The 18,292-nt window shown below is 38.8% G+C and carries 12 protein-coding genes; 11 read left to right on the forward strand and 1 reads right to left on the reverse strand.

Annotated elements, in window-relative coordinates; translation table 11 throughout:
- Positions 1 to 12 precede the first annotated feature (12 nt).
- The 8 genes from OPU68_RS10010 (at position 13) to OPU68_RS10045 (ending at position 11,488) form a co-directional block, all read left to right on the forward strand.
- Positions 13 to 3,114, forward strand: a complete 3,102-nt coding sequence (locus OPU68_RS10010) for a SusC/RagA family TonB-linked outer membrane protein (protein WP_498473842.1) — start codon at positions 13 to 15, stop codon at positions 3,112 to 3,114.
- A gap of 17 nt (positions 3,115 to 3,131) precedes the next feature.
- Entirely contained in the window at positions 3,132 to 4,829 is a 1,698-nt protein-coding gene (locus OPU68_RS10015) for a RagB/SusD family nutrient uptake outer membrane protein (RefSeq protein WP_498473843.1), read from the forward strand.
- Positions 4,830 to 4,842: 13 nt separating this feature from the next.
- Positions 4,843 to 6,237, forward strand: a complete 1,395-nt coding sequence (locus tag OPU68_RS10020) for a DUF4960 domain-containing protein (RefSeq protein WP_498473844.1) — start codon at positions 4,843 to 4,845, stop codon at positions 6,235 to 6,237.
- A gap of 11 nt (positions 6,238 to 6,248) precedes the next feature.
- On the forward strand, positions 6,249 to 7,790 hold the full coding sequence (locus OPU68_RS10025; RefSeq protein WP_498473845.1) for a glycoside hydrolase domain-containing protein: 1,542 nt from the start codon (positions 6,249 to 6,251) through the stop codon (positions 7,788 to 7,790).
- 3 nt (positions 7,791 to 7,793) lie between these two features.
- A complete protein-coding gene (locus OPU68_RS10030) occupies positions 7,794 to 8,711 on the forward strand; it encodes a carbohydrate kinase family protein (protein ID WP_498473846.1) in 918 nt (305 codons plus the stop codon).
- A gap of 317 nt (positions 8,712 to 9,028) precedes the next feature.
- Positions 9,029 to 10,201, forward strand: a complete 1,173-nt coding sequence (locus tag OPU68_RS10035; RefSeq protein WP_498473847.1) for an acyl-CoA dehydrogenase family protein — start codon at positions 9,029 to 9,031, stop codon at positions 10,199 to 10,201.
- Positions 10,179 to 10,904 carry a PIG-L deacetylase family protein gene (locus tag OPU68_RS10040; RefSeq protein ID WP_498473848.1) on the forward strand — a complete coding sequence of 242 codons (726 nt, stop codon included), beginning with the start codon at positions 10,179 to 10,181 and terminating at the stop codon, positions 10,902 to 10,904. Before OPU68_RS10035 ends, OPU68_RS10040 begins: the two co-directional genes overlap by 23 nt.
- Positions 10,904 to 11,488 carry a class I SAM-dependent DNA methyltransferase gene (locus OPU68_RS10045; RefSeq protein WP_498473849.1) on the forward strand — a complete coding sequence of 195 codons (585 nt, stop codon included), beginning with the start codon at positions 10,904 to 10,906 and terminating at the stop codon, positions 11,486 to 11,488. The genes OPU68_RS10040 and OPU68_RS10045 overlap by 1 nt, the downstream gene beginning before the upstream one ends.
- On the opposite strand, the gene OPU68_RS10050 is transcribed toward OPU68_RS10045, so the two are convergent.
- A complete protein-coding gene (locus OPU68_RS10050) occupies positions 11,458 to 12,645 on the reverse strand; it encodes a glycosyltransferase family 2 protein (RefSeq protein ID WP_498473850.1) in 1,188 nt (395 codons plus the stop codon). The genes OPU68_RS10045 and OPU68_RS10050 overlap by 31 nt on opposite strands.
- Before the next feature lie 266 nt (positions 12,646 to 12,911).
- On the opposite strand from OPU68_RS10050, the gene OPU68_RS10055 reads away from it, so the two are divergent.
- The 3 genes from OPU68_RS10055 (at position 12,912) to OPU68_RS10065 (ending at position 18,248) form a co-directional block, all read left to right on the forward strand.
- Positions 12,912 to 13,334 (forward strand): hypothetical protein, encoded by a 423-nt coding sequence (locus OPU68_RS10055; protein ID WP_498473851.1) that lies wholly within the window; start codon positions 12,912 to 12,914, stop codon positions 13,332 to 13,334.
- Positions 13,335 to 13,547: 213 nt separating this feature from the next.
- Positions 13,548 to 14,219 carry a hypothetical protein gene (locus OPU68_RS10060; protein WP_498473852.1) on the forward strand — a complete coding sequence of 224 codons (672 nt, stop codon included), beginning with the start codon at positions 13,548 to 13,550 and terminating at the stop codon, positions 14,217 to 14,219.
- 543 nt (positions 14,220 to 14,762) lie between these two features.
- Positions 14,763 to 18,248 carry a T9SS type A sorting domain-containing protein gene (locus OPU68_RS10065; RefSeq protein ID WP_498473853.1) on the forward strand — a complete coding sequence of 1,162 codons (3,486 nt, stop codon included), beginning with the start codon at positions 14,763 to 14,765 and terminating at the stop codon, positions 18,246 to 18,248.
- The last annotated feature ends 44 nt before the right edge of the window (positions 18,249 to 18,292 follow it).

Below are 18,292 nucleotides of genomic sequence, written 5' to 3' on the forward strand. Positions count from 1 at the left end.
AAACTATATCATATGAAGAAATATAAAATGGCAGTTGTGCTCTGCCTTCTTCCTTTTTCCTACGTCTTTGCACAGGAAATTGTTAAAGGAAAGGTATTGTCGCCGAATCAAAAACCTCTGAGCGGCGTGACTGTGACCGTTTCCGATACGGGTGCATCTACAACTACAGACAGCAGTGGGGCTTTTCAAATCAATGATTTGAAAAAGGGGAATACACTGGTTTTCACTTATCCCGATTATTCCACTCAGGAAGTGGTGGTGGACGAAAAAACAGTTCTCAATATTGTTTTGGCTGCTGATAAAATCAAAAACATCGACGAAGTGGTGGTTACCGGATACACGAAACAGAGAAAAGCTGACATCACCGGAGCAGTTTCCATAGTTGATATGAAAGACCTGAATAAACAAGGCGAACCTAATCCCATCAAATCCTTGCAGGGTAGAGTTGCTGGCGTTAATATCTCAACAGACGGTTCGCCATCCGGTGGAAATACCAAAGTGCTGATCCGCGGTGTCGGAACCTTGAACAACACAGATCCATTATATGTAATAGATGGTGTACCTACGAAAGCGGGAATGCACGAACTCAATCCTGGCGATATTGAAACCATGCAGGTTCTGAAAGATGCTTCTTCCGCAAGCATCTACGGTTCCAGAGCAGCCAACGGTGTGATTATCATCACTACCAAAAAAGGTAAAAAAGGGAAGATGAGGATTGACCTGAATTATTATACGGCTTTTTCTCAGTATGCTAAGAAAACTGAAGTGCTCAATGCAAAACAATTTGGAGAGGTACTTTGGCGAGCTAATATCAATGATGGTCTGAATCCTAACCTCAACAATCTCAGCTACAACTTTGACTGGGGTGTACTGAATGGTGTGCCTACATTGTACAACAGCTTTGTGCCTGAATATCTGGACGCAGCGAAAACCATCAAGTCTGCCAATACCAATTGGTATGATGAGGTTTCCCAAACAGGTGTAGCCAATTCTCTGGATTTTTCAGCTTCCAGTGCTTCAGACAAAGGTTCTTACTTCTTCTCTATGGGTTACTATGATAATGATGGCATTGTCAAACTGACCAATTTTAAAAGATTGTCTGCCCGTGTGAATACGTCCTATAATTTCTTCGATGGTAAATTAAAAATAGGTGAAAATTTCACGTACAGCAAGACCAATGAGCTGATGGATCCCGGAGTTCTTGATCCAGCTCTGAGAGCACTTCCTATTATTCCTGTTCGTACAGTTGACGGAATTGGATGGGGCGGTCCTGTTGGAGGAATGAATGACCGTCAAAATCCTGTACGTCTTTTGGAATATAATAAAGACAACGGTTACCGCTACCAAAGGTTTTTCGGAAATGTGTTTGCCGAATTGCAGATCGTAAAAAATCTGATTTTAAAATCAAGCTTCGGTATCGACTTTTCCAACTATTACAAACGAATGCTTCAAAGGAGCTATGTTTCCGGTTATCTTCAGAATAATATGAATGCCGTGAATATTGATCAATCCGATACTGAAAAATGGACTTGGACCAACACTTTACAATATACTGCAAAAGCGGGTAATCACCATTTCGATATTTTGGGAGGTACAGAAACGTATCGCGACACTTACAACAATACCTGGCTGAGAAAAGAAGGCTTCCTGATTGAAACACCAGATTATATGTATCCCGACGCTGGCACAGGCGATGCTTTTAACGGCGGAAGTTCCACATATTACAGCTTGTTATCTTACTTTGGTAAATTCTCTTATGATTATGACAACCGTTATCTGTTCTCAGCAACAGTGCGTTATGATGGCTCGTCACGATTTGGAAAAAACAACCGTTTTGGAACATTTCCTGCCTTTTCGCTAGGATGGAGAATCAATAAAGAAGATTTTGCTGAAAAATTGATTCCTTTTTTCTCAGATCTGAGGTTGAGAGCAGGCTGGGGACAGACCGGAAACCAGGAAATAAGCAACTCCGCGGTTTACTCGCTTTACATTGCCAATTATGCAGGCGGTAATCCTACCTGGGCCACTTCTTATGGAACGGCTTACGATATTTCCGGTGTTGGAAGCGGCTTGTTACCTTCAGGATTTATTGCCACTCAAACAAAAAACGATGATCTTAGATGGGAAACCACTACGCAGACCAACCTCGGTTTGGATTTTGGATTTTTCAACCAAAAGCTGACGGGAAGTGTGGATGTTTATCAGAAAGATACCAAAGATATTCTGGTATTGCCACCTTATCTCGGTGTCATTGGCGAAGGCGGAAACCGCTGGATCAACGGTGCTTCTATGGAAAACAAAGGAATTGAAGTTGCTCTAAGCTATCAGGACAAAACATCGGGCGGATTTGGCTATGAGATTTCAGGAAATTTTTCAGTGAATCGAAACAAAATCACGGAACTTCCCCAATCCGTTATCAATAATTATGGTGGGAATGGTACAACAGATAACATTCTTGGAAGACCAATCAATTCGATGTATGGCTATGTTGCCGACGGACTTTTCAGGACGCAGTCAGAAGTGGACAATTCTGCAACACAGCCGGGAAAAGGCTTGGGCAGAATCCGTTATGCAGATTTGAATTCAGACGGAATCATCGACGACAAAGACAGAACCTGGATTGGAAATCCGAATCCTGGTTATATGTACGGCGTCAACCTCAATTTTTCTTATAAAAACTTTGATTTATCAACCTTCTGGCAGGGCATCGGCGATGTGGATGTCATCAATGCTAAAAAATATCAAACCGATTTCTGGAGCGTGGATGATGTGGGTTCCAACAAAGGAACAAGACTCTTAAACGCTTGGTCGCCAACAAATCCTAATTCTGACGTTCCGGCACTGACTACAGTGGACAGCAATGCAGAATCCCGGTTCTCATCCTACTATGTGGAAAATGGAAATTACCTGAAATTGAGAATTTTGCAATTGGGTTACAGTATTTCGAAAGATGTGCTTGAACAATACAAGATCTCAAATTTCAGGATATATCTCAGCGCACAGAATCTTTTGACCATCAAATCAAAAAGCTTCACAGGCATCGATCCTGAAACACCGGCATTTGGTTATCCGCTTCCGCTGACGTTCAATTTTGGAGTTAATTTATCCCTTTAAACATAAATATTATAACAATGAAAAAATATATACTACTAACAATAGCTTGTGCCTTTTTGCTTGGAACTTCTTCCTGCAATGATTTTCTGGACAATGAGCCCAGAGGTGTGCTTTCCGAAGCTGATGTCATAACCCCTCAAAACGTTGATGGTTTTGTGGTTTCTGCTTATGCTGCTCTTGGAAATGACCATTACGACACGCCTTTCAGCCTTTGGCCTTACGGAAATGTACGTTCGGACGACGCCTATAAAGGAGGTAGCGGAACCAATGATATTCAGACCTTTCACTTTTTTGAAATATCCAGTAATATCCGTTCGGATTTCGGTGAATTAGACCGCCTTTGGTATCTGCATTATGTAGGTATCGGTAGATGTAATAAGGCTATTTCCGCACTCAATCAGCTTTCAGATGCACAATATCCCAATAAGCAAAAGAGAATTGCCGAAATGAAATTTGTGAGAGGTCATTTTTATTTCCTTCTAAAAACGCTATTCAAATATGTGCCTTATGTGGATGAAAATACACCTATTGATGAATATCCGAAAATCTCCAACCGGGCTAAAACAGACCAGCAATTGTGGGAAAGCATCGCTTCCGATTTTGAATTTGCAGCTGCAAATCTTCCATCAACACAATCTGAAGTTGGAAGACCTAAGAAAAGTGCTGCATATGCCTATTTGGCAAAAGTAAGACTGTATCAGGCATACGAGCAGGACGATAATTATACGGTGACTCAGATCAATCCTGCTACGCTTCAGAAGTCCATTGATGCTGCGAATCAGGTCATCGGAAACTACACTTTGGAATCAGATTTCGGGTACAATTTCCTTCCGGGAACACACGAAAATGGTCCTGAATCGGTTTTTTCCATTCAATATTCAGACAACGATGGGACACTTTTCGGAAGACTGAACTATGGTGATGTACTTTCTTTACCACAAGGTTTAGGCTGCTGTGATTTCCATAAGCCAAGTCAGAATCTGGTAAATGCTTTTAAAACCACACCTCAGGGTCTGCCGATGTTTGATACTTATAACGAAACTGATTTGAATTACAATCAGCTGAACAATTATAAAGTAGATCCAAGACTCTACCATACGGTTGCATTGCCGGGATTGCCCTGGAAATATGAAGAAAATAAAATCTATCAGGAAAGCTGGAACAGAAGTCCGGGAACTTACGGTTACTACGCATCATTAAAAGAAAATGTACCTGTAGGTTGCGGCTGTACTGTCAACGTTGATCCTTTTTATGGCAATTCCAAAAACAGGATCATCATCCGATATTCTGATGTTTTGCTGATGAAAGCTGAAGCTCTTATAGAACTCGGACAAATCAACGAAGCGTTACCATTGATCAATCAGGTGAGACAACGTGCGGGAAACAGTACGGTTTTAACTGGAAGTTACACCAGCAACAATCTGATCAGCAAATATGAACCTGGAGTCAATTGTACATGGAATCAGGATTTTGCCAGAAAAGCCCTGAGATGGGAGAGGAGAATGGAGTTTGCTATGGAAGGCAGCCGCTTCTTTGATCTTGTGAGATGGGGAACTGCAGCAGGTACGATGAATACATACTATTCCGGGGAAAAAACGAAAAGATCTTACTATTCACAAGCCGGATTTGACCACGGCATTGAAGAATACTGCCCGATTCCTTTAGCCCAGATCAACTTCAGCCAGGGATTGTATAAACAAAATAATGGTTATTAAAAACTAAAGATTTATGAAAACAATATTTAATAAATTTCAGATAGTGATTTTGCTGTTGATTTCAGCAATATTGGTGTGGTCCTGCGACAGTCAGATAGAAGACGGACTTGTGACAGAGGTTTCTGTAAATGTTTCTTCCTTTAGAGTAAATGGCGCAGCGGGAGAGATTGATAATAAAATTGATAAAATTACAGTGACGCTTCCTTATGGAACAAGTGTGAAAGCTTTATCGCCTGCCATTGAAATTCCGCAGGGTGCATCGATTTCGCCAGCGTCGGGAACAGCACTGGATTTTTCGCAGCCTGTAAAATTCCGAGTGAAAAATGGAAATATCTACAAAGATTATCAGGTAAGCGTTATCGCTCAGGTTCCGATTATCAGTTTTAAAATTAATGGATTGTCAGCAACCATCAACCATTCCGGCAAGAGCATTTCTCTTACGGTGCCTGAAGGAACGGATCTAACAGCATTAAAACCTGAAATAGAAATGGCACCCGGCGTGAGCATCAATCCTGCATCTGGAACTGCCATTAATTTCAGCAATCAGGTTCAGTTTACTGTATCCAATGCCAATCTCACGGAAATATACGCAGCGAAAGTATCAACACCTGTTTCGGGACCATCGGTTGCGTTTATCGGAATGGCATCTACCAGGACAGGCTTGACAAATCCTGATGAAATTGCAGCTTCCGACTGGCTTTTCGGTAAATTCTCGGGAGCGGTCTATGTATCAATGGCGGATGTGGCGAGTGGGACTGCAGACTTAACTGGAATCGATATTATCTGGTGGCATTTTGATTCTGCTGCTGCAGTTCCCGGGGAGGCGCTGAACGCAAATGTGACATCAAAAATTAAAAACTATTTAAGCGCAGGAGGCAATATTCTACTCACAGGATTCGCTTCACAATATGTGGATGCTTTGGGTATTGTTCCTGCAGGAAAAGGTCCTAACAACGTTTTCGGAGATTTCTTACCGAATGGATTTATAGATTCAGGGAGTGATTGGGGAATCTCTTTCAAAGGTCACGAAAATCATCCTGCTTTTGAAGGGCTTCAGACTTACGAACCTGGAAAGGCCAATCTTCTTCAGAAAGGAACATTCAGGCTAAATCATACAGCGTGGTGGTTTTTGCCGGAATGGGGCGGTTACGTGAACGGCGCAGGCTGGAGAAACCAAACCGGAGGTAATAACCTTGCAAGTGAAGGTTGGGATAACACGCTGGACGGAAGGGTTGGCATTGCTGAATTCCCAGGCGGAACTGCCAATAAAAAATGTATGGTTATCTCGATGGGTGCTTATGACTGGTATAATGAAACGGCAAACGGAACTCCAAGCCAGTCTAACGGATTTTTTGATAACATCAAAAAACTGACGGAGAACAGCCTTAATTATCTTGTAACTAATTAATTTCAGAACCAATGACAATCAAAAAAATATATTTAGCATCTGTAATGGCTCTGGCAACTTTTTCCTGCCAGAATAATGATTCCGTTGCAGATGTGAATCCGGATGAGATTTTCAAACAGACCAATATTTTTCCGCAGCCGTCAAACCAATGGATGGGAACTGGGAATCCATATTATACGGCAGGTTATGTAGGCGACGTAATGCCTTATTACGAAAACGGAAAATTCCACCTTTTCTTCCTGCACGACGCAAAAACGAAACCTGCTGGTGAGGGATTTCACGATATTCACAGCTTTGAGACGACCAATTTTAATGATTTCACTTATCAGGGAAGACAAATACCTTACGGAACAGCTTCAGAACCGGATTTCGGAGTGGGAACCGGAAGTCTTGTAAAGGCAGGAAATACTTATTATTACTATTACACTGGGCATAATGCAAGTGCTTCATTTTTGTCTAATAATCCTCGAGAAAGTGTTCTTTTGGCAACGAGTACAGATATGAAAAACTGGACGAAAGTGAAGAATTTTAAAATCACAGCTCCGGTAGGATATTATGATTACGAATTCCGTGACCCGCACGTTTTCTTTAATTCTGAAGACGGAAAATACTGGATGCTGGTTTCTGCACAGACCTCAGCCAAAAAAGCCGTCGTGCTAAAGTTTACTTCTACTAATCCTGCAAGCGGAAACTGGACAGTGGGAACCCCGATTTATACGACGACTTCATCGGAAAATTATATTATGCTGGAGTGTCCGGATCTCTTCAAAATGGGTAATTATTGGTATCTTGTCTTTTCAGAAAACTGGAGCAGCGACACCGGAACACATTACAGAATGTCAAATTCACCAAACGGTCCGTGGATAACTCCTGCAAATGACAGGCTGGACGGTTCCTACCTCTACGCAGCGAAAACAGTTTCGGATAATACAGACCGCTACATTGTAGGCTGGACTGCCAGGAAAGTTCCTGAAAGCAACACCGGCGGAAAGGACTGGGCCGGAAATCTTGTGGCTCATAAACTGAGTCAGAACGCTGATGGAACTTTGGCTGTAAAACCAATTTCAGCAGTACAATCTGTGTTTGGACAAAGTGCTGCTGTTTCCGTGGATAAAATTACAGGAAATGCTTCTCAGAACGGTAACAGTTTTAATCTCTCTGCCAATTCTCAGGTGATGTTTGGGAAACTTCAGAAAGCCAATATGATCACTTTTACTCTCAATGCTTCAGCAAGTGGAAAATCAGGAATGATATTGGCACAGGATAACAATGGAAACAGCGGATTCAAAATTTCATTTGAGCCTTCCGCCAACCGAATTGCCAGTTATGTCTTGAACAATGGTACTGAGGAATTTGTAAATTCTTATCCGTTATCCGGCATTTCTGGGACAAGTTATAATGTGACAGCCACCATTAGTAATGATATCTGTGTGGTTTATGTGAATGACAAAGTAGCTTTTAGTAATCGTGTTTATGATGTCGTGAACAGAAATTGGAGTATTTTTGGTACTTCGGACAGTTCATTCAGTAGTATTAATGTCAAAAATCCCTAATTGATGATTCTTAATAAAAAAATAAATGCAGTAAGCTACGGAGAAGTGCTCTTCGATGTTTTTGGCGATGAAAAAAAAATAGGTGGTGCACCGCTCAATCTGGCACTTAGAACAGCTTCTTTCGGATTTGCGGTGGCGATGATAAGTGCCGTAGGTAAGGATGAAGACGGCGAAGTTATCTGCGATTATATTAAAAATAATAATGTCGATACCAACGGAATTATCACAACAGATGATTACGAAACCGGAATTGTTCAGGTTACACTCAACGAACGTGGTTCTGCATCTTATGAAATCAAATTTCCTTCTGCCTGGGATTTTATAGAAGCAGATGAAAAAACAAAAGTTGTCGTAAAAAATGCTGACGTTTTTTTCTACGGAAGTCTTGTTTGCAGAAATGATGTTTCACAAAAAACACTTTTTGGTTTGCTGGATTCGAATCCTGAGATGTTTAAAGTTTTCGATGTTAATTTGAGAAAGCCTTTTTATCATATCGAAGTTCTTGAAAAATTAATGAAAAAAGCCGATTTCATTAAATTCAATGATGAGGAAATCCTGGAAATTGCCTCAGAATTAGGATTTGAATCAGATAATCTGGAAGAAAATATCCGTTTTGTTTCAGAAAAAACGAAGACGAATTCCATTTGTGTGACACTGGGAAAACACGGTTCCATATTGCTATGGAACGACAAATTTTACAAACACGGCGGCTATCCTGTGAAAGTGGCGGATACTGTCGGAGCAGGCGATTCGTTTCTGGCAAGTCTGATTGCCAAATTATTATCGAATAAAAATTCCGATGAGGCTATGGATTTTGCCAGCGCAGTAGGTGCGATCGTAGCAAGCAAGCCTGGTGCAAATCCAACCATTTCGCAGACTGAAATCGATAAGCTGCTTGGAAAGACTTTATCAAGCTTGTAATTAGTTAATATAAATCTCAATCACGATAAATAATCTAAAATCGTCTTGCAATTTTGCAGGACGATTTTATTTTTAGCTTTAGCTTTTAGGAATTATTGATAGTATTTGGATTTCATAATTTTCTATTTAAGATTTTTAAGTATTTAATCTGCAATAGTTGCAAACAAAAAAAGATTAAATCCTATAGTTTATTTACGGCATTATATTGGGTTAGTCTAGAATAATCAAAAAGTTATTTGATTTTAAATCTACCATAATGTCCATAATTTATACTGCGGGTTTTGAAAAATAAATATACTGACTTAGGCAAATCTACATTGGCAGAGTTAGTTGTAGCTGCACAGATCATCGGTGAAACATCGGCGTCTGAAGCTGCGAAAACTGATTCTGTCAATTCTTTTCCCGAAAAAACATTAGAAAAACTAAGATCTGCCCAACTTTTAACAGCAAGCATTCCCAAAGTGTATGGCGGGAATAATTTGGGGTTGGTGCCAGGCAGCAACTTGGCTTTGCTTACTATTCTCAAAAATATTGGCAAAGGAAATCTGGTAATCGGAAGAGTTCTGGAAGGACACATCAATGCCCAAATATTAATTGACCAATTTGGAGACGAAAAACAAAAGAAGCTTTTTGCAGAAGAAGCTTTTGCCGGTAAATTATTCGGTGTTTGGAATACTCAGGCTCAGCATGGTACATTTTTATCTAAAAAAGAAAAAGGTGATTATCAACTAAATGGTTCAAAAACCTTTGCAACTGGTACTGATTATGTCACACGACCAATTGTGACGGCTGCAAAAAAAGATGGATCCTGGCAGATGTGTGTAGTGCCTCTTGATAATGCAAACATAAAAAGCGACTCAAGCTGGTGGAATCCGATGGGGATGAAGTCGAGCAGAAGCTTTAAAATGACATTCCACAATACAAATATTCCAAAAATTAATCTGTTAGGATCGGTAGGAGATTACTACCAGCAGCCAGGTTTTAGTGGTGGAGCAGTACGTTTTGCAGCAGTTCAGCTGGGAGCTGCGGAACAGCTTTTAGACGAAACGAGGAAATATCTGGTAAGCTTGAACAGAACAGGCGACCCGTTTCAAAAAATACGATTGGGGCAAATGGCCATTGCGGTGGAGTCCGGAAATCAATGGTTGAATGGCGCCGCTTTGAGAATGGATCGATATATGAAAAAACCTACGAAAAAGAGAGGCGAAAATTTCATCATTTATGCCAATATGATGCGTATTGCGATTGAGCAAATCTGTACTGAAGTTATGACCCTTTGTCAAAAATGCGTTGGTGCACGTGGACTTAATAAACCTCATCATTTCGAACGAATCATTCGCGATCTTAGCATCTACTTGCGACAACCTGCTCCCGATGCGGTCCTTGCGGATGTTGGCGGTTATGTACTTAATTCCAATATTTCTGCCGGTGAAATTTGGGATTTAAATTTTAATAAAAAGAAAAAAAATGAATCAAATAAATTACGATAATATTCCATTAGCGCCTGAACAATGTGTGACGGGATTTGGAACAACACTTATTGTTGCACCGCACGCCGATGATGAAAGTTTGGGTTGCGGCGGCGTCATTTCATTGCTGAGGAAATATGGACAGAATGTTTTTATTTTGCTGTTAAGTGATGGAACATTATCGCATCCCAACAGCAAAGAGTATCCTGCCGAAAAGCTGCGTGATCTGCGCGAAAAAGAATTGCTGGATGCAGCAGAAATACTTGGTGTGGATGCAGAAAATATTATATTTTGTCGATTTCCGGACAGAAATGTGCCTTCAATTCACAGTGAAAAATTCGAAGCGTCCGTATCCAGTATTTCCAAAATACTAAATGTTATTAATCCACAAAGCATCTTCGTCCCATGGCGAAGAGATCCACATCCCGATCACAAGGCCGCTTTTCAACTGATAAATTCTGCAGATACTTTTAACGCAAAAATTTATGAATATCCCATCTGGCTGGAAGAGCTTGGAGATTCTGGCGATGAACCAACCCCTGAGGAATCAATGCCCTTCAGGCTAAATATCAGCAATGTGCTTTCTCAGAAGCAGGAGGCAATCTCGAAACACCTTTCGCAAATCACAGATTTGATTACTGACGATCCCGAAGGATTTAGACTGTCTCAGGAAATGCTTGATCACTTCAATGTACCTTATGAAACCTTTTTTATCTCAAAATAATGGAAGAAAAACAATCTTTAGATTCCAAATACTTCAAAGATGTCTATGATGCCAGTGAAGATCCATGGAATTTTGAAACCAGCGAATATGAATCAGCAAAATATGCTGCAACCATCGCAGCGCTTCCACAAAAACATTATGAAAATGTTCTGGAAATTGGCTGCTCTATCGGAGTTCTCACAGCACTGTTGGCAAAATTATCTACTCAATTGCTGTCGACTGATGTATCACAAAAAGCTTTAGATATCGCAAGTAAACGCAACAGCAATCTTAATAATATTTCTTTTAAAAAGATGATTTTTCCTAAGGAACTTCCAAATGATCAGTTTGACCTGATTATGGTTTCAGAGGTTGCCTATTACCTCTCGCCTGCAGATTGGGAATTTGCGGTGAAAGAATTATATGAAAGAATTGCTCCCAATGGAAATATAGTGTTAGTACACTGGCTGCCTGAAGTTCACGATTATCCACAGACTGGAGATGAGGTTCATAATAGCTTTGAAAAATTAATGAAAGATAAAATGTTCAATGTTTTCAGCACCAGAGCAGAAAATTATCGGATTGATGTCTGGACAAAATCGTGATTTGAATATTCCTTTAGCCTGATTTGCAAATCTCTGATCGCAATATCAATAGGAACATCAGGAAATTTGTTTGCGGATCTTTTTTGATTGAATGCAGTCATTTTTTCATACCATTCTCCGAAATATAAAGAAGTATTGAATGAATTAAAAATCTCGTCATTATTAAAAATTTCAGGAATTGTTTGTTGAATTAATTGTTTAAATTCCAGTTCGGTGATATGACCTTTAAGATCCCAAATATCCTTCAGGATTCTCTTTTGGGTAAATCTACTGATAATCGAATCTGCACATTCTACATAACAATTTTCAACATGAGTTCCCATGTTTTTCCAGACATTGAGCTGGTAAGAAAGTCCAATTTCTGTCCGGCCAACCCATCTGGCGGAAGTGTGAACAGTTACGTGATGACTATGACGAATCTTTGCATCTATCATTTGTAATCGATCAAAAAATGCACAATCTTCTAAATGGTCTACAAAAGGTACACCGCCAGATTTGACATAACAATCTGTAGTAATTGCAAAACTGCCATTGAAATGCTGATGATGTCTTGGAACCGGATCAAAGTTATAATTAATAATATGTCCTTCAAGTTCAGCAATTAACAGCTGGTATTTTTCATCTTTGAGGTGGTGCGAAAGTGTAAATTCATCCAAACTTTCAAGTTCATTGGGATAGAGTAAAATTCTGCCACCTACAACTTCGGCACCACTATTTATCTCCAGTTGTGTTTGCGCAATCCAGTCCGGAGCGACCATTGTATCACCATCTGTCGTCAAAATAATACCACCGCCATTTTTAATCAGTCTGGCACACGCACAATCCATCAGTTTTCTTCTTACAAAACCAATATTTGCCTGATTTGGCAACAAGGTTACTTCCTCCAGATAGATATTGATATGAGGATTTTCAATTTGAAATTTTTTTATAATTGAAACTGACTGATCTGAACAATTATTGGCTAAAACCAAAATTTCAAATTCTTTAAAATCAATAGGTTTACCGGAAAGGTTCTTTTGTTTTGCAAATGAATCCAATGTTTTTAAAATATAGGATTCCTCATCCTTTACAGGGATGACAACGCTTGATTTTACGCCTGGCAAAATTTTAAATTTCGAAAAAAAAGAATCACTAAAATCTTCTGTTGTAATAATCATGATATTTTAAGTTCAGATGCAATTCTGATATTTACAATTCTGATACCAAGACATTGGCCAAAATAACCAGTTGAAAAGATTTTTGTAAAATTTGGATAAATACTTGAGTTAAAAGTATTACTCCATTTTTTTTCCTATTTTTATAAAATCTAAAATTTTCTCAGTCCAGGAAAATATCTATATTAATTCCTGAAATCCTCCAATTGAAAATAATTCAGCATAAAATAAGCTTACTTTCAGAATACTAAACAAGTAAATAAATCAAAATGATAAATATAAAAGTCAAACGTGAAAAAATGAATGCAGTTTTCACAAAACATCATCTTACAGGTTTGCCTTTTGATGCCGTTATTCATCATTTCAGCGAGAAAGATCAGCACGAGCATATCCATGATCACCCTTTTGGTTTTACAACTCATATTTTAAAGGGTAGTTATGTAGAAAGGATTTATGAAATATTTGAAGACGGAACTTATACTAGCTCAGTTCATCACAGGAAAGAAGGCGATTCACATTTTGTTCCGGCCAGTACGATCCACGAGATTATTGAACTTCCGGAGGGAGAATGTTTTACACTCATCAGACCAAATGCACCAGAAAAGGAGACCTTTTTCTATAGGTTTGAGGAGGGAAAAGTTTTCAAAAGGCAATGGAATAAACGGAAGTTTACAGAGGTTGGTAAAATTTAATTGCTTAGACCTTCATATTTAAATCGCTATGTCTTTTTTAATTAAAAAGGCAACAAATATTCTTTATTGATGCGTCTTATTTGAAAATCTTCGATATACTTTTCAATTCGAAATATTGGAAAGTATTAGACTCACAGTTTTCAATGAGTATGTATTTTAGAATATTATTTTTATTATTTTAGATGAATTCGAATCCTGAAAATTCTCTTTTTTATGAGCAAAAAGCTTTTATTTTTCATTATATTAACGTTAGTATTTAGTTTACCGTCTAAAGCACAGAACAGTGCATTAGTTCCAACTGATGTCATTCCGTTTCAGGTAACTGTGAAAAAATCTGTTTTTAAAGGTAAGAATGCTTTAGCTCTTGAAATACCCGGTCAAGCTAATGGAGATAAAACACTTGCGGTACTAAAGGATATTGATTTTCACAATGGTATTATAGAAGCAACCATTTCCGGGGAGCCACTTGCAAACGCCGGAGAAACAGCTCGTGGATTTGTTGGTATTGCATTCAGGGCAGCTTTAGACGCTTCTAAAATGGAGGTTTTATATTTGCGGCCCACAAATGGTCGGGCGAATGACCAAGTACGCAGAAACCACTCCAGCCAATATATTTCTATTCCAGGCTATCCTTGGGAAAAATTAAGAATCGAAGCCCCGGGACAGTATGAAGCTTACGTGGATATATTACCTGCAGAATGGATAAAAATAAAAATTGTTGTACATGATGAAACCGCCAGACTTTACATTAATGGTGCTTCTCAACCAACTTTAATCGTAAATGATTTAAAGCAGAGTAAAGATATTCGTGGGAGTATCGGATTATGGATTGGTCCCGGAACATTGGGGCATTTTGCAGATGTTAAAGTAACCAAAGTGGATTAACAAATGATTTTTTTCACATGGTATCTCTCTCTTTGTGCATTATTGGTTGGTAAATTCTATAACATTTTGAAAAATTACCTTAATTCAAGTCTTTGTTGAATGCTTATGGCAATAACTTAATCATTTTAGCTTTCTGTTAATTTAACACTTCTGTCTTTCAGAGAATTTCCCTTTTCAACTTTTCAACGTGCTGATTCTCATTCTTATGCCGTTTTTTATAGACCAGCTAAAGAATTCTCAAAATGAAAATCTAATTACGCAATACGGCGGATATTTAATACGATTTTTTCGAAATATTGTAGATGTTTTTTGCTCTGTTCTTATATTAATTTTGTAGTTGTAAAGTAAATCGCTTTTTTTTACATATTATCAATTATAATAACTTATAATTGATTTATTAGCACGTATTTTGCAATATGATAATAAAAAAAACTTAGTATGCTAAAAATTTATAGTTTGTTTGTATTATTCAGTGCCCAGTTTTTATATTCGCAAAAGCCGGCATCTAAGTTTTCGACAATTAGTCAGTCTTCATCAAACATTTTGAACTTCCAACATAGAGCTATTGAACATGATTCAAACGTTCAAAATCCACTTATTAAATTTGATACTGAAAAGCCTCATGCAATAGTAGAAACTGATTACACGCTAGCTCCAAATAGCTATATTTTTTACAAAAATGGTACACTGCCAGATGGTACAAAAACTGATGGATTATATATTCCTGTTGCAAAAGCTTATCAAATGTGGAGACAAGGCAGGTATATGCAAGATGATTCTGGTATATTCACGCCAATCAATGAAAATGGCGAGCAGACTGCCACTGTATTTTGGGAAGATGTAAATGGATTAGTAAATTCAACTTCTATTGAGGGTATTGGTGAAAACGCAAAAATTAAAGTTATAATTGATAAGACAAAAGGTGAGGGTAATGCGAGTATCGCATTTAAAGTCGATGGCATCATTTATTGGACTTGGCATATTTGGGTTACGGATGATCCTAAAGCTGGAGCAACTTATGACCAAGGCTTTGAAACTGATGTACTGAATCAATCGTTTACCCCTCAATATATGGATCGGAATCTTGGAGCAACAAATGCGAGCTTTCTTGGTCATGACTGGCACAAGTCAGGTGGTCTGATGTACCAGTGGGGCAGAAAAGATCCGGTGCCTCCATTGGAATATAAAGATGGAATGTTCTACGAAGTGACAGGCGATGTTGGAAGCAGAAGACATTCGCAGGCAAGTTTACAGTCTTCTCCAATATCTGTAAAACAAAGAGGAGCTGATACAGGTAGCAATGAGATCACTGGAAATATAAGATATTCCATTAATAATCCCATAAATATTATAACCCATTCTCCAACTGATGGTACTTGGTTTTCCAGTCAGGAATATAAAAGTAATAATTCCAATCCGGATCTTATAGAAACGTGGGATCTTTGGTCTGATAATAGAAAAGGTCTTCATAGTAATGCGTCTAGTGGTGATAATATTGTTGCTGCGGATAGCAAATCATATGAGCTAAAATCAGAATACGACCCGTGCCCAAATGGTTGGAGAGTTCCTTCTCATTATGGAAGAAATACTATTAATAATAATCTTAACCCATTAGGCAGGAAAAACAGTGGTTTCAATGATGATACAAATACCGCTTACAGTCAGATATTGCCGAATTCAGTTAATGATGCATTAATCGGAGTGAAGGTATATCCTGGGAGAGGAATAGATTTCAATGGGACGGATAATAGAAAAATAGGATTAATTCCAACTTCGGGAAATTATATATACTATCAGACAGGCGACGGTAATCCACAGGTTGTCTATCAGGATCAAGCATCTGATGGTGTTTTGCTAAATGCCACTTATGGGATTGGAGGCAACAGAGGAACTATTATTCGTAGTGATGCCGAAAGAGCAGATATTTCCAGTACTGGATGGAATGGAATCTACGTCAACCAAACACTTAAAACAAACGGATTGGGAGCGGTAAGATGTATGAAAGATCCGAATATGTCATTGTTGCCTTCAGTTTATGATACAGAATATGTTTTATCAACAGACAATGATCAGACCGATTATAAGGCATGGACAAAAGAATCCAATAGTTTTGTAGTGATGACTGGTGAAGCAAATGATCCGGTGTCGCAAGATAAAGAGCTGATTATTAGTCTTAAAAAAGCCTACGCAATGCACAAACTTTACCTTTCAGATAATAAGGAACTTCCGTCTGGTAATATCGATACAGGTAGTGTGGTATGGACAGATAATGAGAGCTTAATTAAAAAAATTCAAATAGTTGGGACGTATCCGGATCAGCAAATGAAAGTTACCCTAGCTGCGAACAAAAAAGGTAATGCTGTAATTGCTTTTCATAAAGGTAATAATGGGGTGTGGGGAACATCTAATCCGGATAAAATTCTTTGGAGCTGGCACATTTGGGCGCCGGTCACATATCCGATGTCTGATCAGAATCAAATAACTTATAAGACTGAATCTGTTGAGAATGGTGGAATTATCCCTACTACAAATAATCAAATAATAAATCCCGCTAAAGGTGGAACACCTCTTACTACCACGTTTATGGACAGAAATCTCGGGGCTTTGCAGGCATTGCCATCATCCCTGGAAAGACCAAATTTAGCAGTCGAATTACAATCTAAAACACAAATTCAGCAATCTGGCGGACTGCATTACCAATGGGGAAGAAAAGATCCATTGCCAACTTTCCATAATCCTGGAGGAACTCAGTACATTTCTGCTCACGCCAATAGTGTACAGGTCGCAGCGGGATATAGTGTTTTTAAACAAACCGGCATAGATGCTGATAACAATGTTGTTTTATCAATATCAAACCCTATTACCGATTCCATCTTTTCATCAACAGACAATACCGGATACTCCAGAGAGTGGAATGTTTATAAATCTTCTGCGGGAATTGTTGCTGCCGATCCTAAACATGAAAAAATTAGAAAAGTCATAAAATATGCTACTGAAAATCCATTTTACTTTCTTTTCAGATCCAAAACAGGGAATGAACTTGGAATGGAAGATGCCGGGACATTACTCGCAAAATCATTACAGGTAAAGGATTGGATTTCCGACGAAAATGGACTTGCGCAAGACAGATGGGGACACGCTACAGAGAAATCTGTCTATGACCCTTGTCCCGGAGGATGGCGAGTGCCGGATACTGCAAACGCAAATTTATTTGCTGCAGGCTCCAACGGTTCTTATGCAAAAGGTTCTTCTCCCTGGTTCTATAATGGCTACAACACAACAAACAGTTTTTCAGATTATGGTATTGTTCAGAGTACAATTGCAGATCTTATGGGTGGTTCGGCTAATAATCCGGTAAACGTGAGGCAATATCCAGGCTACACGCTTTCAGTTACTACAGAAGGTACAACACCAAGCAGCAGATCTGGCTGGGTATTTAGTTTTACCGAATCCAAATATAACATTGGAAATATTCCGGCAATTGGCATCAGAGGAATACTTGGTGGGAATGATTGGAAAAATATCAGGAGCGGATCTCCTGAGGCAGATAATTACAAATATCAAACTGGATTATGGACCAGTTCTCCTGCCGATTTCTATACAGGTTACGCTATTGGACTTGATCTCAGCAGCACGTCAGGTTCCGGAGGAAAACTTGCATCGGGAACCGGTTTTTACCCACAAGCTGCTATGGGAGTGAGATGTGTAAAAGATACAGAAAGATATATGGGAGATCTGCCATACACGACAAATACTGAGACAACATACCTCAATTCTGTAATTACGATAAAAGATTATAACAAAGGTGATATCCAAATTCATCCAAATCCTGTAAAAGATGTGCTTCACATAGTTTCAAAAAATAACAACAGACAGGATTCGGGATTTGTAATTTTCAATACCGCAGGAGGTCTTGTAAAACAAGGTTATTTTAGTAACGGCACTATAAAGATTGCAAATTTACCGACAGGTATTTATATCTTAAAAGTTGACAATTCTCCGGAAGCTTTCAAAATAATCAAAAAATAAAATGATTCAACCCAGATTTTTTACAATTGAAACTGAATGATGAA

The sequence above is a fragment of the Chryseobacterium sp. TB1-D10 genome (assembly GCF_059803555.1).